This window comes from Caballeronia sp. BR00000012568055, assembly GCF_029439455.1.
GTDB lineage: Bacteria > Pseudomonadota > Gammaproteobacteria > Burkholderiales > Burkholderiaceae > Caballeronia.
Map to the genome: position 1 here is coordinate 113579 of NZ_JAQFVG010000307.1, position 22587 is coordinate 136165.

Consider the following 22587-nt stretch of genomic DNA (forward strand, 5'->3'; position numbering starts at 1 on the left):
ACAAAATGAGCCACCTCAGCCAATCCGCCCGCCGACGCTTCGGCCAAGTCAGCAGCCTGATCGCCAACGCAGCACACCACGTCGTTCCGCAGAAAATGCCGTCGTGGAAACTCGCGTTGTATCTGATCGTGTTTCTGCTGCCGGGTGGATCGTTCGCGGTGCTCGGCATGGGCTGGTTCGAAAATCGGCAGCGGCGTCGGGCGGCGGCTAAACCCAAGCAGACACAAACACTGCCGCTATTGCCTGCGAACTGTGCGTGCCCAGGCAACGGCGGCGCTACCGGCGCGTAAACAGCCGTAACTGTTTCGCTTTCTTGCGTAACACCCGGCTTACGGCGAAGCCGTTACGCTAACGTCTGCCTGACATTCACGTTCACCCGCGCTTCATCTCCACGCGCGGGCGTTCCGTTACTATGCCGGTAGCCGCTTTCATCGGATCGGTCCGCGCGGCGCCGACAGCACTTCCAACGCAGACCCGCAGACTTGCCGATGCCGTATCGCTCAGCCGCTTTCGCTTCTTCGCTCACCGCTCGCGCCGCATGGCGTCTGAGCGCCTTTGCGCTTGCCGCGCTTATCGCGGGATGCGCGGTCGGACCGGATTATCAACGTCCGACTGTCGTGGTTCCGGCGAGTTATAAAGAAGCGCCCGAAGGCTGGAAAGTCGCGCAGCCGAACGATCAAATCGATCGCGGAAGCTGGTGGACCATCTATAACGATCCGCGTCTGAACGATCTCGAAACGCGTCTGAACACGTCGAATCAGACCATCGCGCAATACGCGGCGGCGTATCGGCAGGCGCGCGCGCTGGTGGGCGAAGCGCGGGCAGCATATTTCCCGATCATCGGCGCATCGGCATCGGGTACGCGCTCGGGAACGGGCGCGGGTAATCGATCGACGAGCAGTTCCAGCTTCGGTCAGCAAGGCTCGGTCAACAATCAGTTCAGCGTGTCGCTGGACGCGACGTGGGAGCCGGATCTGTGGGGCAGCGTGCGCCGTCAGGTGGCAGAGCAAAAGGCCGGTCAGCAAGGCGCGGCGGCCGATCTCGCCAACGCGCGTCTGTCCGCGCAGGCCACGCTCGCGCAAACCTATTTCAATCTGCGCTCGCTCGACGCCCAACAGCGCTTGCTCGATGACACCGTCGGCGCGTACGAGCAATCGCTCAAGCTCACACAGAATCAGTATGCGCAAGGTATCGTCGCGCGATCGGACGTGATTCAGGCGCAGACGCAATTGCAAAGCGCGCAGGCATCGGCGATCGATAACGGCGTGGCGCGCGCGCAGTATGAGCACGCGATCGCCGTGCTGGTTGGCGAAGCCGCATCGACATTCAGCATCCCTCAGATTCCGCTCGATGCCACGCCGCCGACCGTGCCGACGCAATTGCCATCGGCCATTCTGGAGCGGCGTCCGGATATCGCGTCGGCGGAGCGCAAGGCAGCGGCGGCTAACGAGCAGATCGGCGTGGAAATCGCCGCGTTCTTTCCTACGCTCACGCTCTCCGTTCAAGGCGGCTTCGAAAGCTCCATCTTCTCGCAACTGTTGCGCGCGCCATCGCGTTTCTGGACGCTCGGCCCGAGTCTCGCTGCCACCGTTTTCGATGCCGGTCTGCGTTCGGCCCGCACCGAAGCTGCGCGCGCTACGTACGATCAGGACGTCGCGACGTATCGGCAAACTGTTTTGACGGCGTTCCAGGACGTTGAGGACAATCTCGCGTCGCTGCGTATTCTTGAAAAAGAGATCGTGGTTCAGGAGCAGGCGGTCGCGTCCGCGCAGCAGGCGCTGGCGATCATCAACAATCAGTACAAGGCGGGCACGGTCGCGTTTATCAACGTGCTGACGGCGCAGACGACCGCGTTCACCGCTGAGCAGAAATCGGCGAATATCGCCGGTCAGCGGATGGTGTCGTCGGTGGGATTGGTGAAGGCGCTCGGCGGCGGATGGGACACCGCGCAGATGGATGAGGAAACGGGCAGCGTGCAAGCGCCGGATGCGGCGCTCGCCAAGTCGAACTAGAAATCAGCGTACGAAGGAAAGCGCGACGGTATCCGCGTCTGTGTGCCGTCCTAGCAAGTTGAGCAAGCCCGCCAGATTTTCACGCTGATCGGGCGACGCCTTCGCCGTGCCCTGAAACGAAGTCGATTGCTTCGAGACCGTGCCATTGCCCGTCAGAATCAGCGCGCCCTTGCTGGTCGATAAATCGATATTCGCGTCCGCGCCCTGCGCCTGCAACGCCACGCGATACGACCCGAGCGGCTTCACGCGCGACACGCTCGACGCCATATCATCCAGCGACACGATCAGTTGACCGTACGCGTTCGGCCCGAGCACGCGGAATTCCGTCCACGAAAGCTGCACCGATCCATCGAAATTCAGCGTATTGAACGGAGCGCCGAGTCCCGACAGCAGCGTCGCGGGCACGGCGATTTGTCCAGCGGTGAGTGTCGCGCCGCGCGCGGTGGCATCGACGATTACGGCGTCGGGCATGGCTTCGGTCTGGCGCATGGTCATATGCACGCGTCCCGTGAACAGCGGCCAGAACGCCGTCGTCCATTCGATACGCCCCGGCAGCAAGGTCGCGCCGCTGCCGTCGCTGCCTGCGGCGAGCATCAGCGTGGCCGAGCCGCGCCACAGCGAACCGGCCGGATCGACCAGATTGACGTGGCCGGCGGTCGCTTTGGAGAACTGCGGAACGATCCACGCGGCGGGCATCATCGCGAGCAAGGTACCGAAAACCGACAGCACGATCACGATCAAACCCGGCAGCGCGAGCCGCAAACGTCGCGTCCAATAACTCATTTGACGGTAGCCGGTTGCAGCGATGCCGTCAGATCGACCTGACCATCCGGCTTGCCCGCCGTGATGTGCGCTTCCTGCACCTGCACCTTGAATTGCTTGCGCGCGTCGTCCAGCCACATGGTCCAGTTCGGGAACGATGCGTTCTTCAACTGAATCTGCACCGCCGCGCCGATCACCTGAATCTGCGTCGGCTGCATGCCGTTATCGGCGAGCGATTTGGCGAGGGCGTCGCGCAACGCGCCGCCGGTCGGCGTGACGCTGTCGGCGTTGCCCGCGAGCGCGCGCGCCTCATTGGCCTGCGCGGTCATGGTCGCGAGCTGGCGCTGCATGCCGGGCAGCGTTTCACGCAGACGCGCGCGGCCTTCGTAAGCAGGCGCCCACAGCACCAGATAAACCAGCGCGAGCGCCGCCGCGAGCCCGCCCCACATCAGCAAGGTCTTTTCGCGCGGCGTGCGGACTTCCCAGAACTCCGAGAGCGCTTGTGCAATTTCGCCTTTCATTGGCCGCTCCTGATGGTCCATTTGCCCGTGTTGGTATCGATTGCCCCGCTCAGGCCGTTGGCCGCAAGGCGTTTCGGCAGATCGGGATCGACCTTGGTTTCGGGCTTGAAGGTCACTTCGAGATGACGCTCGCGATAGTCCAGTCCCGCGATGCCGTTCACCGGCACCGGTCCAAGCGAACGCGCGAGGCCATCGGCGAGCGAGAGGAAGTCGGACGGCGACAATTCACCCGATGCCACCCGCAGCCGGTCAAGGTTCGTGCTCATCTGACCGGCGGCATCGAGCACGACGGTGGTCTTCGGGAATGCGTTGAGCAGCAGTTCGGTCATTTGCGCGCTGATTGCATCGCGCTGACGGGAAAGCTGCAGCCACTGCACGTTCACGCCGATGATCGACACAATGATCGATGCCGCCACCAGCGCGATCGGCACGCGCAACCGGCGCATGGTCGCGCGATCCAGCCGCCACGGCTGCGCGGCGAATTCGAACTGGCAGAGGTCGAACTTGCTGGCGAGCGCGGCGCGGGCCAGCGCTTCGAAGGAAATCGGCAGCGCGCCGGGCACGTTGTTGAGCGCCGCGCTGCGCGTGGCCGAGAGACGCGGCTCATCGCCGGGCAGATCGACCAGCGAATAGATGAACGCGGGTTGATCGCCGGAAAGCGCGTCCAGCGTCGCGGCGATGTTTTCCTCCGGCAGCGCCAGCCCTTCACCGAGCGCGGCTTTCTCGCCGCGCGCAATCGCAATCTCGATGCGCGGCGTCGGCGTGTGCGCGGGCGTGACCACTTCGCCCATCAACGCGGGCGCGGTCGAAACCACATGCCCGAGCAATCCGGCGATAAACGGCGCGGGTAACGCTTCCTCGCCCTCTTCCAGCGGCGCGGCGGCGGGCACGGGCAGACAGCGCATCGCGGGCACGGCTTTGACATTGCGATGCCCCGCGTGCGCGAATGCATCGAGCACGAAGCGGAACCAACCGCGATCGATTACGGCTACCACGCGTTTTGCATCGGCGAGCGCGGTTGGATCGACGGCAATGTGGCAGGTCTGCGGATCCTGAATCAGTTGATCTTCGACGACATTCGGCAAGGCCTGACGCAAACGCGGCCCTTTGAGCGGCGGCACCGCAGCAGCCAGCAGCAGCGTGTCACGCGCCGCGACGATCAGCACGGTCGCGCTCGCACGCGGCAGCAGCCCGAGCGCGGCACGGCCGACGCGCTGCGGCTCGTTGCGCTTGTCGAGCAGCAGGAACGGCAGATCCGGCAATTGCCACTCTTCCGAGCGCACCGCCGGATCGCGCGGCGGAAGGAGAACGATCAGTGTGCTCAAAGGCCACTTCCTTTTGTCATCAGATGCATCGTTTTACAGCGCGTCGCGCGTGTAGACGATGCGCGTCGTATGCGTGGTCGGATCGCGATACACGAGCGTCGTGCGCTCGAGCTGCGCGCGTTCGTGTTCGACGCGTCCGTGGATAAAAAAGTACTTCGTGTTCACGTCCAGCTCGTTCGGATCGATCGATGTCGCCGCCTGCACGCCCGCGCCGGTCAAGGCGAGTTGCACGTTGCCGACATCGTGGAAAAACACCGTGGCGCGGCGCGCGACGAACGCCTGCGCTTGCGCCAGATTCATCCCCGGCACGACAGCGGCGATCACTTCAGCCGTTGCCGTGTTCATATTGATGGCCGTTGTCGTCGGCAAGACGGTGACGAACGGCCTGAGTTTCGCGACTGCTTCCGCCGAGAAACCCGGCACGTCGAGCAACGAATCGACGCTGATCATTTGCAAGGGCGCGACCGGCGCGTTGCTGTCGGCGTCTTTCATGCCGGGATCGTCGGTAAAACTGCCGCCGCCCGTGCCGCCGCCGCCTTGCGCAATCGCGGCCATCACCGCCGCTGGCGAACTTGCCGCGATCGCGCCGCTCGCGCCGGTCTGCGTCTGAAAGCGCGTCGCGGAGCGTGCGAGACCGGCGCGCATCTGCAAGGCAACCGTCTTCGCCAGCGAGCCGTTCAAACCCAGTTCCGCGAGCAGGCGCTGAAACGCCTGAATCTGCGCGACGTTGATGGTCAGCACGCCGGGCGTGGGCGTCGAAACGAGATTGCGCAGGTTGAACTTCGCCTGCGCATCTTCGATCGATCCCGACAGATACGTCGATGCACCTTCCGACGCCCGCACTTCGCCAATCTGCCCGAGAAAATCCGACAGCCGCGTCTTCGCGATCGGCACGCCCCACACGCCGCCGAGATACGTGACGGTCGGCGACGTATCCGCTTCGGAACGCAGAATCAGCCGCGTCCAGTCGAGCGCGCTGCGCGAAATCCACTGCGCCTGCGCGAGCAGCCGCTGATTCTCGATGCGCCGCACCTGAACCTGCTGCCGCCACAACATGCCCGAGACGAGAATCGCGGACAGCGCGACGACCAGCAGCGCGCTGATGATCGCGACGCCGCGTTGTTTAACTCTCGAGGACGAAGCAGCACGCATCGTCATTCTCCGACCAGAAAAACGCGCGTGATCGGCGCGGCCAGATTGCGCGCGCCGACCGCCACCTGAACGCCCGACACCGCGCGCGGCAACGGCGCGCTGCCCAGTTGCGGCACCTTCAGGTTGTTGTCGTTCTCGTTGATCTGCGCGAACACGTCGCTCATCTTCGTCGTCCAGCCCTTTTGCGGAATGTAGACGCGCGCCGCCAGCGAGCCGACGCCGCTCATCAACGGAATCGCGCTCCAGCCGGGCGCGGTGTCGCTGGCCGACAGCGAGCGGCGCACTTCGCCGACATTCGACAACGGCGGCGACGCGAATCGCACGATCCGTCCATCCGACAGCCGATACCGCACCACTTGCAGACGCGGCGCGCGGCCCGCTTCGAACAAGCCGCGCACGATCTGCAATCTGCCGCTATCGACCGATACGGCCGGTTGGCCCGCTTCGTCGTCGGTGGCGGCCTGGCGCGCGTCGATGCGCATCTGGTCGAACAATTGCGCGACCACGCGCTCGTCTTCCATCGATGCCGTGATGGTCGCGCGCCCGCGCATCACCGCGTCCAGCCCGCGCCACGACAGCACCGCGATCACCGCGAGAATGGCGATCGCGATCAGCATTTCCAGCAGCGTGAAGCCGCGTTGCCTCTTCAACCGGTCAGAGCGAGCGATTCGTTTCATTGCCCACCACCGTGACCATTTGCGCCAGCATGCCGGGGCGTCCCGGCGTCGATACGAAAATTTCGACGCGCCGGAAAATCGGATTCGGCGTCGATGTGACACGCTGCGTGCAAACCAGCTTCAGATTGCCCTGCGAGCAATCGAAGGTGCGCGAGCCGATGTCCGGAAATCCATGCGCGAGCCGCAATTGCGCGAGTTCGTTGTCCGCACTCCATCCGGCCAGCAATCGCCGATGCAAATCCTGCTCGCTCGTCGCCAGCGACGCCACCGCGCGCAGCGATGCCGCCAGCGCCACCGCGATGATCGCCAGCGCGACCAGCACTTCGATCATCGTAAAACCACGCTGAACGCGAACATGAGCATGAGCACGAGTACGACGACGCATCACCGCACCTCGAACCGGCCGTTGCCGCTGCCGACGATCGTCGCGCGCCCGACCGGCGAAATCAGCGTGATTTCCATCGGTGTATCGATGGCTTCGGTGCCGAACACGAGCCGATTCGCTTCGCGGTCCGAATCGAGAAACTGGATGGTCACACCCGTCACGCCGCCTTCCCAGCGACGCGCGCGCAGCAAGTCATCACGCAGCGGACGCCAGCCATCTTCGGTACGGACATCGAAACGAAAGCCGCCGTCGAGCGGCTGCCACGCAATCGGCCGCGCGCGCACTTGCGCTTCGTCGCCCGCGGATTCGAACAGCAGCGCGAGCCGCTGCGCTTCCTCGTTCAGATCGGTGCGCGGATTTCGCGTCAACTGCAACGAAGCCAGCGACACCAGTAAACCCGCGATCACCAGCACGACGAGCATTTCCAGCAGCGTGAAGCCTGCCTGACGACGCTGGTTTATATGCCGGTTCACGCTGGTTCTACCGCTTGAAGCTTATTGCCACGAGCCGACGTCGGCATCGTTGCCTTCGCCGCCGGCTTTTTGATCCGCGCCGTAACTGAACACGTCGATTTCGCCGTGCACGCCCGGATTCAGATATTGATACTGACCACCCCACGGATCGGCCGGCAGACGTTCCAGATAGCCGCCGTCCTTCCAGTTGTTCGGCACCGGTTCGGTGGACGGCTTTTCGATCAGCGCGCGCAAGCCCTGCTCTTGCGTCGGATAACGGCCGTTATCGAGTCGATACAGCTTCATCGCCTGCATGATGGTGCCGATATCCTGCTTGGCCGCGACACGGCGCGCTTCGTCGGGACGGCTCATGATCTTCGGCACGATCAGCGCGGCGAGAATGCCGAGAATCGCGATCACGACCATGATTTCGATCAGCGTGAAGCCGCGCTGACGGCGTGCTTTTTCAGCTTGAACAACTTGCATGCGGCGTTGGGTCCACATCTGCATGACACTACCTCTTGATTAAAAATTTTGTTGTCGATTCCGGCCGCTCGTGGCGGCCAGAACCGGTCATTCTATCGATCCGCTTTCGAGCGCGTCTTGGACGCTTCAGCGCACGTAGATCGTCGGTCCCGGCGGCACGGCGGGCAGGAAAATTTCCGACTTCGCGCCACCTTTGCGTTCGATGACGATCGACTTCGCGCGCACTTCCGAGAGCTTCACGCCCTGAGTCAGCGGACTGCCAAGCGAGATCGCCTTGGCCGGTTCGCCGCCATAACTGACGATAGCCGCCGCGCCATTGCTCAGCGCCAGAATGCCGAACAGATGCACGTCCTGATTGGCTTGGCGTTCGAGTTGCCCGCCGAAAATGGTTGCAGCCTGTTCGACGGACGGCGTGCGCATGGCGGCAGCGCCGGGCATCGGCGCGGTTTGCCGCGAGGTCAGCGTGACGACCCAGTACGTCACCGTCACGCTGAAAAGCGCCAGCGCGAGAAGCGTGAGCAAGCGAGTTTGCAGGGCGTTCATTACTGCACCAAATTGTTCAGTTCGATGATCGGCAGCATCACCGCGAGCACGATCACCAGCACGACGCCGCCCATCGCCAGAATAAGCAGCGGTTCGAGCAGGCTCGTCAGGAACATCGTGCGGCGTTCGAGTTCGCGCGATTCGCCTTCGGAAGCGCGATCGAGCATGGTGGTGACATCGCCCGTGGCTTCGCCGGAGCGGATCAGATGCACCAGCACGGGCGGAAACGTCTTCGTGTTGCCGAGCGCGCGCGACAGCGACGAGCCTTCGCGCACGCGCACGATGGCGTCATCGACGTTATTACGCATGGCCGTGTTGCTGAGCGTTTCGCCCGCGGCTTGCAGCGCGCGGAGAATCGGCACGCCGGCGGCAGTGAGAATCGCGAGCGTGCTGGCGAAGCGCACGGTGTTATAGCCGCGCACGAGTTTGCCGATCAGCGGTGCGGTCAATAGCCATCGGTCGAAAGCCATGCGCGGGCCGGGGCGCTTCAAGATACTGCGGATCATCCACGCGAGAATCACCACGCCGATCAGCACGGCCCACCAGTAACTTCGCACGAAGCCCGACAGCGCCATCATCATGATGGTGAGAAACGGCAACGCCTGTTTCGTCGATGCAAACACGTTGACGACCTGCGGCACTACGTAACTCAGCAGAAACGTGACGATGCCGAACGCGATGATCGTCACGATGCCCGGATACGTGAACGCCAGAATGATCTTCTGCTTCAACGCATTACGCTGTTCGATGTAATCCGCCAGCCGCGACAGCACGAGGCCGAGCTTGCCGGTGTGCTCGCCCGCCGCCACCAGCGCGCGATAAATCTCCGGAAAGTCTTTCGGATGTTCGGCAAGCGCGCTGGCGAACGAATGGCCGCCGAGCACTTCGGCGCGGATCGCGGCCATTAGTTCGCAGATGTAATCGCGTTCGGATTGCTCGGTGAGCACGGCGAGCGTTTCGCCGAGCGGCAAGCCCGCGATCAGCAAGCTGGCGAGTTGGCGCGTGAGAATCGCCTGTTCGCGCGTTGATAAACGGCGTCCGAGCGACAAACGCTGTTGCCGCTCGCCGCGCGTACGCGATCCCGCCGCCTCGACAATCAGCGGCGTGAGCCCTTGCGTGCGCAATTGGCTGCGCGCGGCGCGGGCGCTGTCGGCATCGAGCACGCCTTTTTGCGTCTTGCCCGCGTGGTCGATCGCTTCGAAACGGAAAGCCGGCATACGATCAGTCTCCGCCCGTCACGCGCAGCACTTCTTCGAGCGATGTCACGCCCGACGCCAGCCAGCGATTGCCGTCCTCGCGCAGCGTGCGCATGCCTTGCGCGCGGCCAGCGGCGAGAATCTCGGCATCGGCGGCGTTGCTGTGGATCAGCGGGCGAATGCTTTCGTCGATCAACAGCAGTTCGTAGACACCGCGACGGCCGGTGTAGCCGGACTGGCCGCATCGGTCGCAACCGACCGGATGCCAGCGCTTCTGCCCGTCTTCCTCGATGCGCTCTTCCTTGCACACCGGACACAGTTGCCGCACCAGCCGCTGCGCCAGCACGCCCAGCAGCGACGACGCCAGCAGATACGGCTCGACGCCCATATCGGTCAGACGCGTGACGGCGGAAGCGGCATCGTTCGTGTGCAGCGTGGCGAGAACCAGGTGACCGGTCAGCGAAGCCTGCACCGCAATCTGCGCGGTTTCGAGATCGCGAATTTCCCCGATCATGATGATGTCCGGGTCCTGACGCAAAATGGACCGCAGCGCCCGCGCGAACGTCATGCCGATCCGCTCGTTCACCTGCGTCTGCCCGATGCCCGACAAGTCGTATTCGATCGGATCTTCCACCGTCATGATGTTGGTGGTGGTCGTTTCCAGCCGCGACATCGATGCGTAAAGCGTGGTGGTCTTGCCCGAACCCGTCGGCCCCGTCACCAACACAATGCCGTGCGGCTTGCCGATCAGCTTGTCGAAATTGACGAGCGTGTCGCGCGCCATGCCGAGCGTTTCGAGATTCAGGCGCTGCGCATCTTTTTCCAGCAGACGCAGCACTGCGCGCTCGCCGTGACCGGTCGGCAGCGTGGAGACGCGCACATCGACCGGACGGCCGCCCACGCGCAAAGTGATACGGCCGTCCTGCGGCAAACGTTTCTCGGCGATATCCAACTGCGCCATGATCTTGATCCGCGAGATCAGCGCGCCGTGCAGCGCCTTCTTCGGGCGCACGACATCGCGCAAGGTGCCATCGACACGAAAGCGCACAACGGATGCGTTCTCGAACGGCTCGATATGAATATCCGATGCCTGTTCGCGCGCCGCCTGCGTCAACAGCGCGTTGATCATGCGGATGATCGGCGCGTCGTCTTCGGATTCCAGCAAGTCTTCGACTTCGGGAATGTCCTGCATCAGCCGCGAAAGATCGACTTCGCCTTCCACTTCGCCGACTACCTGCGCCGCGCTGCCGTCGTTGCGCGCATAGGCGGAATTGATCGCGGCGGCGAGTTCATCGGACGTCTTGCGCACGATCGATACCGCGCCGAAATTGCGCGCGACTTCAGCGAGCGCCGCGTCGGACGTGCGCTCGCTGATCCACACCTCGATGCTGTCCGCATGCTGATGCGCGAGCAGAATCTGCCCGCTGCGCGCAAAGCCGTACGGCACGAGCCGCGCGGCGAGCGGCGATGGACTCGCGCTGGTGGAATCGACGGCGCCGTCTGCGATGTTCACGGCTGTGCTCCTGTCGCGCTGTTATTGAGCGGCGCGCTGCGCGGCTGATTGCTCGGCACCGCGTAGTTATTCGCGCCGTTCGGGTCGTAAGGCTGCGGCGTCGGCACGGGCGCTTGCTGCACCGGCTGCGGCGCGGGACCGGCGTTCGGGTTCTGCGGGAGCGTGTAGCTGCCGCCGTCGCCGCGCGTCATGTCAGACCAATTCAGCATATTCTGGGCCGGCGGTCCGCCGCCTTCGCTCGGGCCGAGCGGCTTGGGCGGGATCATCGGCACATTCTGGTCGCGGATCACGCGATTGTCCGACTGCGAGCCGTATTGCTGCTGGCGCAGATAGTCGTATCGCGTATTGGCGATTTGTGTCGCCGTCGATTGGTCGCGCACGATCACCGGGCGCAGGAAGACCATCAGGTTGGTCTTGGTGCGCTGCTTGTTTTCGCTGCGGAACAGGCTGCCGATAAAGGGAATATCGCCGAGCAGCGGAATCTTGCTGTTGCCCGCGTTGTACTGATCCTGCATCAAACCGCCCAGCACGACGATCTCGCCATCGTCCGCCAGCACGGTCGATTGAATCGAACGCGTGTTGATGGTCACGCCGCCGGGATTGTTCGTGGTGGTCGTATCGACCGATGAGTCTTCCTGATATAGCTGGAGCTTGAGCACGCCGCCATCGGTGATTTGCGGCTTCACGTGCAGCGTCACGCCGACGTCGCGGCGATCAAACGTGTTGAACGCGGTCACCGACGTGGTCGTATTCGCGGTCGGCGTGGCGTACGAACCGGTCACCACCGGCACGTTCTGGCCGACCACGATCTTCGCTTCCTCGTTATCCAGCGTGATGAGGTTAGGCGTGGACAGGATGTTGGCGTCGGCGGAAGTCGAGAGCGCCTGCAGCAGGCCGCCCAGACCGAAGTAATTGCCGAACTTGTGCAGCAGGCCGACACTCAGGCCGTTCGGGAGAATCGGCGAGGACAGGCCGGCCGTGCCCGTGGTGCCGATGGTATTGCCCGTCAGCGTCAGATCCACGATGTTCGTATTGCCGGTGCCGAAGCTCGAGCCACCGTAGACGGCGTTGTTGCCGCCGCCCGACATCAGCAGGCCTTGCCACTGAATGCCCAGATTCGCCGCCGATGTCGCCGACAACTCGACGATCAGCGCTTCGATATAAACCTGCGGACGGCGCGCATCGAGTTGATCGATCACCGAGCGCAGATTGCGATACACCGGTTCCGCCGCGGTGATGATGAGCGAATTCGTCGCCGAATCCGCTTGAATCATGCCGCCGCCGGAGTCGTTGCCGCTGTCCTGATCTTTATTGTTCGAGAAGGCGGAATCGCGCGTGCCGCCGCCACCGCCGAACGGGCTGTTGTTGCCGCTCGAACTGCTGCCGCCCAAACCACCCGGCAGCGGAGGCGTGCCGGACGTGCCGGTGGACGTGGACGAATTGCCGAGTCCGTTGCCGCTGTTGCCGAAGGAATTCGACGAATTCGAATTGCTCGACGAGTTGTCCGAGTTACCGCCGCTGCCCTTGCCCATCATCGCGCGCAGGGTCTTGGCCAGACGCGTCGCGTCGGCGTTGCGCAGTTGCACGACGTGCATGTTGCCGGGCTGCGACGTGGGCGCGTCGAGCTGCTTCGCGAGTTGCTTGGCCGCCGCGAGGCGCGAACTGCTTGAAGCGCGGAACATCAGCGAATTGGTGCGCGCGTCCGGCGTGACGGTCACTTTGAGCGTGGCGTCCGTGCTGCCGATGGTGCCCGGATCGAGCAGCTTGTTCATCTGCTCGGCGACATCGAGCGCGTTGGCGTTCTTGAGCTGCACGATATCGACTTCGCGTCCCGCCGATGTATCGATTCCCGCGATGATGCCGGCGATACGCCGCACGTTATCGGCGTAATCGGTGATGACGAGCGTGTTGTTCGCGGGATAAGCGGCGATCGTGTTGTTCGGCGAGATCAGCGGACGCAGCACGGGCAGCAAATTATTCGCCGACTCGTTGCGAAGCTGGAAGACCTGCGTGATGACCTGATCGCCGCGCGCGGCCGGCTGGTTGCCTACGTAAGTGGGCACGCCTTGCAGCTTGGCATCGGCTTCGGGCACGACTTTCAGAACGCCGTGATCCTGAACCAGCGCGAATCCCTGCATGCGCAGCGAGGATTGCAGCGTCTTGAGCGCCTGTTCCTCGGGCACCGGATTTTCGGATACCAGGTTGAGTTGCCCCTTCACGCGGGGATCGACGATGATGGTTTTGCCGGTGGCGGCGCCGATCGCTTTCGCGACCTGGTCGATGTCCGCGTTGACGAAATTCAGCGTCACTTGCGCATGCGCGGCTTGCGCGACGATAAGTCCCGCCGCGAGCAATGCCGTCGCGACGCGACGCAGTGCCATATTTTGTCTGTTCATGGATGTGTTGTCTGAGCCACACCCGAAGGCGCAGCTAAGGCAGCACCGCTCGTCAGGCCGAGCGCGCCGCCCGCCACGATCAAGGCTCCTCGCCTCGTCGCGATCGTTCAAAAAACAGTGACGATAGCAGCTTTATGTAACGAAATTGTTCAAATTCGTACGATCGTTGACTGTGCTGCAATATCTTTTTAACTATTGCGCGTTCAAGCTTCCGAAGAACTTGCCGATAGACCGCTTAGTAGTCTGAGCAATATCGGTCGATGTTGCGCGGAGCCGCATTGTAACCTGAAGAGAAGTCTTATTATTCATACATTTAGGAACGCGCTGAGTGCGGTTTCATAAGGAGTTACGCGGCTTGGTTTTTCGTCCGCGCATCGAAACGTATGTCTGCTGGCTAACTTATAGGCTGAAACTTCAGCGGGTATGATACGGGCGGTTCCGCAATCCGGGCGCTTGCAGACAGGGTGGGTTTTCCCGGTTGCGCCTGGCCGCGGACGTGTGTTGGCTGGCCTTCGCGCAGGGTGCGCGGCAACGGCGGCATGACGTTCCGCATGAGCGGATGGAGTAGAAGGAATGAAGAGAATTTTGCGATTACTTGCGATCGGCTGCGGCGCCATGCTGGCCGCCGCCTCAGCACACGCCGACTGTTTTGACGAAGCGGCCAAATACCAGAAAGTCAATCCGCTGATCCTCCGCGCCATCGCCTGGCAGGAATCGCACAATAAGCCCGACGCCATCAACAAGAACGCCAATGGCTCGACGGACTACGGGCTGATGCAAATCAATTCGATCCATCTGAACACGCTGGCTCAATACGGCATCTCGAGCGGCACGCTCATGGAACCGTGCAAGAGCGTGTACGTCGCGGCGTGGCATCTGCGCCAGAAGATGAACAAGTATGGCAATTCGTGGCAGGCGGTCGGTGCTTACCATTCCGAAACACCTGCATTGCGCGACAAGTACTCGTCGCAGATCATCGAGATCTTGCGCCGCTGGAAGCTGCTTCAGGCACAGCGGTAAGCATCGGTCGAGCATCGGGCGGAGCGTTCGCATCCGCCACATTTGGTGCACAATTCCTCTTTCGATAGCCGGCGCGTTTGCTCACAGCAACGCGCCGGTTTCCGCTGTCCGCGTGATTTCCTTTTTCATCGCAATGAACAAAACGCCACTGCCAGTCACGGTTATTTCGGGATTCGTCGGCGCTGGAAAAACCGCGTTGCTCGACACATTGGTCGATAACCCGGAACGCGTGCGTATCGGGACGGTGAGCGAGCAGTCGATCGAAGCCATCGAGCAGGCGATCGTCGTGCTCGCCGAGCAAGCGTGCTTCGATGCCATCGTGGTCGGGTCGCCCGCGACGCTGAATCCGATCGATATCGCCGAAGAACTCGCCTTCGGTGACGACGATGCCGCCACGCTCTCCGGCCAGGCGCATCTCGACACCTTCGTCACCGTGATCGATGCGCAGCGCTTTCTGCATGATTACGCTTCTTCCGATGCCGTCGATCCGGGCGATGGAGACGGCAAGACTATCGTCGAAACGCTGATCGAGCAGATCGAGTTTTGCGATGTCATCGTCATCAACAAGACAGATCTCGCCAGCACGGATGATGTGGAGAAGATCGCGCGGATCCTGCGCGCGCTCAATCCGCGTGCGCATCGGGTACGCGCGACGAACGGCCAAATATTCCCGAATGAAGTGCTGAACACCGCTCGCTTCGATTTCGACACGACGTCCAGCGCGCCCGGCTGGCTAGCCATCCTCAACGGCGAGCACGTCTCGGAAGAAGCGTTTGTGTATCGTGCGCGGCGGCCGTTTCATCCCGAACGCCTGTGGAATCTGCTGCACGAAGAATGGACCGATGTGCTGCGCGCCAAGGGCTTCTTCTGGCTCGCCACCCGCAGTGAAGTGGGCGGAGCGCTGTCACAAGCGGGCAGCACATGCCGGCACGGCCCGGCGGGCGTCTGGTGGGCGGCGCAGGATCGCAGCGAATGGCCGACGGACGATCCCGAACTCGAAGCCGAAATCGTCGCGGAATGGTATGGCGATGCCGACGACAACAGCATCGGCGATCGACGTCAGGAACTGGTGCTGATCGGACTCGATCTGGATGAAACCGAGTGGCAAGTGCGTTTCGATGCCTGTCTGCTCAACGATGAAGAATGGTCAGCCGGCGCGCAAAGCTGGCAGCACTTCACCGATCCGTTCCCCGCATGGGAAATCGAAGATCACGATCACGACGAAGACCACGAACACGAACATGGCCCCGATTGCGGCTGCGACGATCATCAACATTAAAGACGCGGACGAAAAAAAACCCGCCACCGGGCGGGTCATCTTCTAGGCCGAACTCCGCGCTCGCGGAGGAACCTGAGCGATCGGCGCCGCGCAGCACAGGTGCTGGCGCCATGATCGCAAGAATGCTTAACGCTTGTTCACGGAGTCCTTGAACGCCTTGCCCGCCGTGAACTTGACCGTCTTGGCGGCCGGGATCTTGATGGATTCGCCGGTCTTCGGGTTGCGGCCGGTGCGCGCTGCGCGCTTGCCCGAACCGAAGCTGCCGAAGCCGATCAGCTGAACTGCGTCACCTTTCGAGACAGCCTTCTTGATCACTTCGAGCAATGTGTCCAGCGTTTCGCCGGTTTGAGCCTTGCTGGCGCCGGTCTGAGCGGCTACGGCGTCGATCAATTCCTGTTTGTTCATTAAGGTTCCTTTATCAGTTTAGGTTGACACGAACAGCGCGAACGGGCCGATTATACGTGCGCGAGCCGTGGCGTCGAGTGGGGAAGCCCCTTCTGGCGGGCGTTCCCGGCGATTTCGCGGTCTGTTGCACCGCTTCACGTGCTCAGCCGTACCTCGTGGCTTTCGCGCCGCCTCTACACGCGGCGCTTGGTATGATAGCGCAGCGCAAACCCAATCAGGATAAGGGTTTCAAAGATTTACCCTTAATTTTTCGGGGCTTTCAGCGGCTTTTTCTTTCGTAAAACCGGCGTTCCTCTCCTGGGTCTGATCCATGCTGCGCGAGCTGATCATCGAATACGGCCTGCCGTTGGTTTTTGCCAACGTTCTTCTGGAGTGCCTCGGACTTCCGCTCCCGGCCTTGCCCACCTTGGTTTTGACGGGTGCCATCACGGTTTCGGCGAGCGTTTTTTCGGGGTCCGGCGCGGGACTTTTATCGTTTGCCGCCCTCGCTCCGCTTCTGGCCATCATGCTCGTGGCGACCGTCGCCGCCCTGCTCGGCGATACGCTCTGGTTCTGGCTCGGCCGCCGCTACGGCAGCCGCGTGCTCGGCTTTCTCTGCAAGCTCTCGATCTCACGCGATACCTGCGTGAACCGCAGCGTGGACTTCTTCGGACGCTTCGGCGTGCGCATTCTGGCGCTGTCGAAGTTCATTCCGGGCCTGTCTACATTGGCGATTCCGGTTGCAGGCGCGACCGGCGTAGGCTTCGGCAGCTTCCTTTTTTACGATGCCATCGGCGCCCTGCTCTGGTCCGGCGCGGGCGTCGCGATTGGCGCGATGTTCGCCGATCTGGTCGATACCGTGCTCGCCTGGTTCGATCTGCTCGGGCGCGGCGTGCTCGCGGTCGCGGTGCTGGCGCTCGCGATCTATCTGGCGATGCGCTGGTATCGGCGCGTGGCATTGTTGCGCAAACTGCGCATGGCGCGCATCGATATCGACACGTTGCGGATGCTGCTCGGGCGCGCGCCGCCGCCGTTGGTCATCGACGTACGCCGTCACGAACGCCGCGCGATGGATCCGTATGCGATTCCCGGCGCGCTGCTGTTACGCCACGACGATGCCGCGTCCCAATTAGCGGGCATTGCGCGGGATCGAAAGCTCGTGACCTACTGCGATTGCCCGAACGAGATATCGGCGGCGATGGCGGCGAAGGAACTCGCCGCGCACGGTTTTATCGATGTCGCGCCGCTTTTGGGCGGTCTCGAAGCGTGGCGCGCGGCGGGCTATGCGCTCGAACCCGTACCGCCCGATCACGCCGCGCCTGCGCTTGCGCCGGGCATCGCGAAATCCGTTTGAATTTTTACGCATGTCTTCTGCTTTTATTGCCGTACACGATCTGCCCGCGCGCTGGCGCAACCGCCATCTCTTCACTTTCGCCGATACCGACTTTGGTGACGGCGCGCGCTTTCTTTCTCTTTTGCGATGCTGGCGCGCCGACGATGCTCGCTGCGATCGCTTGCATTACATCGCGATAGCCGGGCTGACGCCGCCCTGCGATGAACTCGCCGCCATCTGGCCGATGCGCGTGCCGGGCGTGCATCGCATCGAGCTGGATGCGGGGCGCGTGGTGCTGACATTGGCAATCGGCGATGAAGACATGTTGTCCAGACTTTGGGCGCGTGTGGATGCGTTTCATGTCGGCGCTTGCGCTGATCCGAAACGCATCGCTAAAACGATGGCTCGCTTTGCGGCGGATCACGCGACCGTGTCGGCGGATGTATCGCTGGAGGGCGCGTTGCGCGCGTCAGGCTTCGAAAGCGTGTCCACCGACAATGATCGGCTCGTGGCGCGCTTCGCTCCGCGATGGCGTGTGCGCCGCCATGAACCGCCGATAGCGCATGAGGTGAAAACGCGCGAGGCAATCGTTATCGGCGCGGGTTTGGCGGGATGCGCGGTCACTTCAACGCTTGCCGAACGCGGTTGGAAGATCACGCTGATCGATCGCCACAACGCGCCCGCGCGCGATGCATCGGGCAATCCGGCGGGCGTGTTTCATCCGATCGTCTGGCGCGACGACAGCATCGCCGCAAGACTCACGCGCGCCGGATTCCTGCTCGCGCTCGATCGATGGCAAGCGCTCGAACGCGCGGGCCACGATCTCAAACGAAGCCGCTCGGGCCTGCTGCAAATCGCGGATACAAACGACGACGCCGAAGCGCTGGCGCAAGCCATCGCCCGATTCGACTATCCGCGCGAGTACGTCACGCCCGTTTCGAGCGATGAAGCCGCGCGCATCGCAGGCGTCCACGTGACGCGCGGCGGATGGTTCTTTCCGCGCGGCGGCGCAATCTCGCCCGCCGCGATCTGCGCCGCGCAACTCGCCCAGTCCGGCGATGCGCTGACCACGCGCATGAACACGCAGATATCGCGCATCGCTTATGACGGAACGCGCTGGCAAGTTTTCGATACGAGCGACGTTCTTATCGCGCAGGCGCCGGTGCTCGTGCTGGCGAACGCACACGAGGCCCAGCGCCTCGCCCATCTGCACGGCGAACCGACGCGCAGCGTGCGCGGCCAACTCAGCCTGCTCGATACATCGGCGCTCGACGGCTTGCGCGTGCCCGTGATCGGCGAAGGTTATGCGCTGCCGCTGAGCGCGCAACGAACGCTGATCGGCGCGACCTACGATATCGACGATCCCGACCGCGAAATCCGCGATGCCGGACATATCGAAAACATCGAACGACTCGCGAATATGCTGCCCGACGTTGCGCGCGAACGAGCCGCATCGTTCGAAGGACGCGTGGCGTTCCGCTGCGTCACCAGCGACCGCATGCCGATGATCGGCCAACTCGCCGACGAATCGCTTGCGCGCCGCGATGCCGCGAAGTTATCGGGCGCATGGCCGCTGGATCTGCCGCGCGCGCCCGGTCTGTACGGCGCATTCGCATTTGGCTCGCGCGGTCTCGTCTGGGCGACGCTGGCGGCCGAACTGATTGCATCGCAGATCGAAGGCGCGCCGTGGCCGATCGAGCGCGAACTGGCCGAAGCCATCGATCCCGCGCGCTTTCTGCTGCGCGCGCTGCGTCACGGAGAAATCACTGCGTCGTAGTTATCCTCGGAAGGCTGTGGATAAGCCATCGGTTTACCCGAGAATGAGATGTGAACTCGTTGTGCACGTAAACGGGACAACTAAGACACTCGCGTGAACCCGCCAAAAGTTGTTCCGAGTTAACCGCGCGGCACGAACATGTTTACGACGCGCTTCTTCTTTCGATAATCGATTGATTTGCAAGATCAAAATGCGCTTATCCACAGAAACCCGCCGTGCTTGTTAACTACTACTACATGTATATACAGTAAACCTGTAAACACCTGATGGCCCTGCCATCGGACGAGGGAAACCAAGGGCCAAAAACGAGCGCCGGTCACGTTTGCCAATCCGGCGCAAATCGAACACGTCGGCTTCAGTCGCTTTTACCTTCATAAAAAACATGATCTTGGAGTGAATCTGTCACGGGGTTCGACATATGGCACAATCGCGCTTCTTCCTGCGTCGCGCCGTTCAGTCGGCGACCGCTTCAATGGAACGATGATTGCGGCCGAACAATCTGATCACCATGCCGCTTCAACGTTTACTGTGTCCGGGCTGCGTCCGAGCAAGCAAACGCCGCCACCAGCCAGACACATCGTCTAATTCATGCACGGCTTGTCCGTGACGCCGTGTTCGTTCGTATTTCGTTTCGCCTGAATGAACTCTCGCTCGCGATGTTGAACGGGTCGCAATCATGCGATGCGCCCGCGAGCGTCGCGCGGTGGACGCCGCCGTTACGCGATGCGCGTAACGTCACGTCCGCTGCTGCAGCAACGAAGGAGAAGCCCATAAGATGAAATCGGCATTTGCATTTCTGCCCGCCTGGCCGCTCGAAACCGACGCGATTCTCTGGGCCGGTCTCGCGCTCGTCACCGCCGGTCTCGCTGGCGAACTGTTGTGGCGCGCCTTCCGCCTGCCGCGTATTACCGGCTATGCGGTCATCGGTCTGATCGCGGGCAACGCGGGACTCGGTGTGATCGATTCCAGCGCCGGCGGCTTGTCGCGCCCGTTGCTCGATGTCGCGCTCGGTCTGCTGCTGTTCGAACTCGGCGGACGATTGGATTTGCGCTGGATCCGCCGCAATCCGTATCTGATTCTGTCGAGCATTGCGGAATCCACACTGACGTTCGGCCTCGTGCTGATCGCGCTGACGCTGGTCAATGTGCCGACCATGCCGTCCATCGTGATCGCCGCGATTGCAATGGCGACATCGCCTGCAATGGTCATTCAGTTGAAGACCGAATTGCGTGCCGAAGGACAGGTCACGCAGCGTCTTCTGACGTTGACGGCGCTGAACAGCGTGTACGCGGTGGTGGTCGAAAAACTCGCGGCGGGCGTGCTGCATCAGGAGATTTACGGCAACGCGTTCGCGACCATTCTTCAGCCGCTTTATCTGCTGATCGGATCGCTGGTGCTGGCGTTCTTGCTTGCGCGCGCGTGCAACATCATGGTTCGCCGTTTGCCGACCAACGACGAGCATTCGTTCGTCGCGTTGTTCGGCCTCGTGCTGCTGGCCATTGCGATCGCACACATCTTCAAGCTATCGACGATTCTCGCGCTGCTGGCTGCGGGCATCATCGTGAAGAATGCCGATGAACGGCCGCAGTTGTGGCCGTCGCATTTCGGTTCTGCAGGATGGCTGCTGACGGTGATTCTGTTCGCGCTCACGCTTACGTTGTTCCATTGGCGCGATATCGCGCTGGGCGGGCTGGCGGCGATTGGTTTGATCGTCGCGCGTTTCGTCGGCAAATTGATCGGCGTGCTGATCTTTGCCAAACCAAGCGGATTGAACTGGAAGCAGGGCGTGGCGCTAGGCGTCGCACTTACGCCGATGTCCGCGCTCGCCTATCTGCTCGTCGATGACATGTACGTGCTCTATCCCGACTACGATCCGACGCTGCGCGCGATCATCATGTGTTCGATCGTCGTACTGCAGATCGTGTCACCGTTCGTCGTGTACCGTAGCTTGTCGGCGGTCGGCGAGCGGCGCGAGTGAATCCGTCACGCCGTCAGGGCATTGAATATTGAAGAGGCGTCATGGCACTCGAACCATTCGTTAATTCCGAACCCTTTACGTTCGGCGTGGAGCTGGAGATTCAGGTCGTCAATACGCACGACTACGATCTGACGCGCGCTGCGTCCGATCTCATGCGTCTGATCAAGGACGAGAAGATTCCCGGCAACATCACGCCGGAAATCACCGAAAGCATGATCGAGCTTTCGACGGGCATCTGCACGACGCACGAGCAGGCCGTCACCGACCTGCGCGCCATCCGCGATGTGCTGGTTGCGGCAGCGGATCAATTGGACGTCGGGCTGGCGGGCGGCGGCACGCACGCGTTCCAGCAATGGAGCGAAAGACAGATTTACGATGCACCGCGCTTTCAATACATTTCGGAACTGTACGGCTACCTTGCGAAGCAGTTCACGGTGTTCGGGCAACACGTGCATATCGGCTGTCCGGATCCGAACAGCGCACTGTTCCTGTTGCATTCGATGTCGCGTTATATCCCGCATTTCATAGCGCTGTCGGCGTCGTCGCCGTACATTCAGGGCGTGGATACGGGCTTTCATTCGTCACGGCTGAATTCGGTGTTTGCGTTTCCGCTGTCCGGGCGCGCGCCGTTCGTGCTGACGTGGGACGGTTTCGAGGAGTACTTCTCGAAAATGGTCAACACGGGCGTGGTCAACAGCATGAAGGACTTCTACTGGGATATCCGGCCGAAGCCGGGCTTCGGCACCATCGAAGTCCGTGTGATGGATACGCCCTTGTCCGTGGATCGCGCGGCGGCGATCGCCTGCTATATCCAGACCTTGTCGCGCTATCTGCTGCTCGACAAGCCGCTCACGCCGCGCGAAGACGACTATCTCGTCTACACGTTCAACCGATTCGAAGCCTGCCGCTTCGGCATGGAAGGCACCTGCATTCATCCGCAGACGGGCGAGCGCCGCACGATTGCCGAAGATATCCTCGCCACGCTCGACGTGCTCGCGCCGCATGCCGAAGCGCTTGGATCGCAGGCGGCGTTGGCGCAAATCGGCGATATCGCGCGCGGCGGCGTCAACGATGCGAGCTGGCTGCGTGGTGTCGTTGACAAGGAAAAGTCGCTGCACGAAGCGGTCAGGCAGCAATGTCTGGAGTGGCGCAAGTAATAACGTTGACGAATCGCAAAGGATCGCGAAACATTTCGGAATCTGAACGAAAGGCTGATTCGATAGAATTCGAAATCAGCCTTTTTCTTTGTCATGTGTATGAAACGTGTGCATGCGGCGCGTCTGGGAATAAACCGCTCGCGCCAACGTTTTCAGCATTACGTTATGGCCGTGAACGCATTCGCACGCGAAACACGTGACCATTCATGATGCGTTTGCGCGTGAACGGCACAGGCATT

Annotated in this window: 22 protein-coding genes; 8 read left to right on the forward strand and 14 right to left on the reverse strand. The window is 62.2% G+C overall.

Features of this window, described 5'->3' with window-relative positions; all coding sequences use genetic code 11:
* Positions 1-5 precede the first annotated feature (5 nt).
* A complete protein-coding gene (locus P7F28_RS21690) occupies positions 6-290 on the forward strand; it encodes a hypothetical protein (protein ID WP_277186736.1) in 285 nt (94 codons plus the stop codon).
* Positions 291-488: 198 nt separating this feature from the next.
* A complete protein-coding gene (locus P7F28_RS21695; RefSeq protein WP_277186737.1) occupies positions 489-2012 on the forward strand; it encodes an efflux transporter outer membrane subunit in 1524 nt (507 codons plus the stop codon).
* A gap of 3 nt (positions 2013-2015) precedes the next feature.
* On the opposite strand, the gene P7F28_RS21700 is transcribed toward P7F28_RS21695, so the two are convergent.
* The 12 genes from P7F28_RS21700 to gspD form a co-directional block, all read right to left on the reverse strand.
* Positions 2016-2795 carry a type II secretion system protein N gene (locus P7F28_RS21700; RefSeq protein ID WP_277186738.1) on the reverse strand — a complete coding sequence of 260 codons (780 nt, stop codon included), beginning with the start codon at positions 2793-2795 and terminating at the stop codon, positions 2016-2018.
* Positions 2792-3295, reverse strand: a complete 504-nt coding sequence (locus tag P7F28_RS21705) for a type II secretion system protein M (RefSeq protein ID WP_277186739.1) — start codon at positions 3293-3295, stop codon at positions 2792-2794. The genes P7F28_RS21700 and P7F28_RS21705 overlap by 4 nt, the downstream gene beginning before the upstream one ends.
* Positions 3292-4620, reverse strand: coding sequence for a type II secretion system protein GspL (gene gspL / locus P7F28_RS21710; RefSeq protein WP_277186740.1), 1329 nt, complete (start codon positions 4618-4620; stop codon positions 3292-3294). The genes P7F28_RS21705 and gspL overlap by 4 nt, the downstream gene beginning before the upstream one ends.
* 33 nt (positions 4621-4653) lie before the next feature.
* Positions 4654-5778 (reverse strand): type II secretion system minor pseudopilin GspK, encoded by a 1125-nt coding sequence (gene gspK, locus P7F28_RS21715; RefSeq protein ID WP_277186741.1) that lies wholly within the window; start codon positions 5776-5778, stop codon positions 4654-4656.
* Positions 5775-6449, reverse strand: a complete 675-nt coding sequence (locus P7F28_RS21720; protein ID WP_277186742.1) for a prepilin-type N-terminal cleavage/methylation domain-containing protein — start codon at positions 6447-6449, stop codon at positions 5775-5777. Before P7F28_RS21720 ends, gspK begins: the two co-directional genes overlap by 4 nt.
* Entirely contained in the window at positions 6427-6834 is a 408-nt protein-coding gene (gene gspI / locus P7F28_RS21725) for a type II secretion system minor pseudopilin GspI (RefSeq protein WP_277186743.1), read from the reverse strand. The genes P7F28_RS21720 and gspI overlap by 23 nt, the downstream gene beginning before the upstream one ends.
* The gene (locus P7F28_RS21730) at positions 6834-7307 is read right to left on the reverse strand and encodes a GspH/FimT family pseudopilin (protein WP_368860356.1); all 474 of its coding nucleotides are present in this window, start codon (positions 7305-7307) and stop codon (positions 6834-6836) included. The genes gspI and P7F28_RS21730 overlap by 1 nt, the downstream gene beginning before the upstream one ends.
* 21 nt (positions 7308-7328) lie before the next feature.
* On the reverse strand, positions 7329-7796 hold the full coding sequence (gspG, locus tag P7F28_RS21735; RefSeq protein ID WP_370467371.1) for a type II secretion system major pseudopilin GspG: 468 nt from the start codon (positions 7794-7796) through the stop codon (positions 7329-7331).
* 102 nt (positions 7797-7898) lie between these two features.
* Positions 7899-8315 carry a general secretion pathway protein GspC gene (locus P7F28_RS21740; RefSeq protein WP_277186746.1) on the reverse strand — a complete coding sequence of 139 codons (417 nt, stop codon included), beginning with the start codon at positions 8313-8315 and terminating at the stop codon, positions 7899-7901.
* Positions 8315-9532, reverse strand: a complete 1218-nt coding sequence (gene gspF / locus P7F28_RS21745) for a type II secretion system inner membrane protein GspF (protein WP_277186747.1) — start codon at positions 9530-9532, stop codon at positions 8315-8317. The genes P7F28_RS21740 and gspF overlap by 1 nt, the downstream gene beginning before the upstream one ends.
* A 4-nt stretch (positions 9533-9536) precedes the next feature.
* Positions 9537-11024, reverse strand: coding sequence for a type II secretion system ATPase GspE (gene gspE / locus P7F28_RS21750; protein ID WP_277186749.1), 1488 nt, complete (start codon positions 11022-11024; stop codon positions 9537-9539).
* A complete protein-coding gene (gene gspD, locus P7F28_RS21755) occupies positions 11021-13405 on the reverse strand; it encodes a type II secretion system secretin GspD (RefSeq protein ID WP_277186750.1) in 2385 nt (794 codons plus the stop codon). Before gspD ends, gspE begins: the two co-directional genes overlap by 4 nt.
* 588 nt (positions 13406-13993) lie before the next feature.
* Between gspD and P7F28_RS21760 the strand changes: the two genes are divergently transcribed.
* Both P7F28_RS21760 and P7F28_RS21765 read left to right on the forward strand, forming a co-directional pair.
* Entirely contained in the window at positions 13994-14440 is a 447-nt protein-coding gene (locus tag P7F28_RS21760; RefSeq protein ID WP_277186752.1) for a lytic transglycosylase domain-containing protein, read from the forward strand.
* 133 nt (positions 14441-14573) lie between these two features.
* A complete protein-coding gene (locus P7F28_RS21765; protein ID WP_277186753.1) occupies positions 14574-15719 on the forward strand; it encodes a GTP-binding protein in 1146 nt (381 codons plus the stop codon).
* A gap of 126 nt (positions 15720-15845) precedes the next feature.
* Here P7F28_RS21765 and P7F28_RS21770 read toward each other — a convergent pair whose 3' ends face one another.
* Positions 15846-16124, reverse strand: coding sequence for an HU family DNA-binding protein (locus tag P7F28_RS21770; RefSeq protein WP_277186754.1), 279 nt, complete (start codon positions 16122-16124; stop codon positions 15846-15848).
* 228 nt (positions 16125-16352) lie between these two features.
* On the reverse strand, positions 16353-16631 hold the full coding sequence (locus P7F28_RS21775; RefSeq protein WP_277186755.1) for a hypothetical protein: 279 nt from the start codon (positions 16629-16631) through the stop codon (positions 16353-16355).
* Here P7F28_RS21775 and P7F28_RS21780 point away from each other — a divergent pair.
* From P7F28_RS21780 to P7F28_RS21795, 4 genes are all read left to right on the forward strand, one after another.
* A complete protein-coding gene (locus P7F28_RS21780) occupies positions 16630-17457 on the forward strand; it encodes a VTT domain-containing protein (RefSeq protein WP_277186756.1) in 828 nt (275 codons plus the stop codon). The two genes, P7F28_RS21775 and P7F28_RS21780, sit on opposite strands and share 2 nt — an antisense overlap.
* A gap of 10 nt (positions 17458-17467) precedes the next feature.
* Complete coding sequence (gene mnmC / locus P7F28_RS21785) at positions 17468-19213, forward strand: bifunctional tRNA (5-methylaminomethyl-2-thiouridine)(34)-methyltransferase MnmD/FAD-dependent 5-carboxymethylaminomethyl-2-thiouridine(34) oxidoreductase MnmC (protein ID WP_277186758.1); 1746 nt, start codon at positions 17468-17470, stop codon at positions 19211-19213.
* Between the two features lie 775 nt (positions 19214-19988).
* Entirely contained in the window at positions 19989-21191 is a 1203-nt protein-coding gene (locus tag P7F28_RS21790) for a cation:proton antiporter (protein WP_277186759.1), read from the forward strand.
* Positions 21192-21232: 41 nt separating this feature from the next.
* On the forward strand, positions 21233-22348 hold the full coding sequence (locus P7F28_RS21795) for a YbdK family carboxylate-amine ligase (RefSeq protein WP_277186761.1): 1116 nt from the start codon (positions 21233-21235) through the stop codon (positions 22346-22348).
* The last annotated feature ends 239 nt before the right edge of the window (positions 22349-22587 follow it).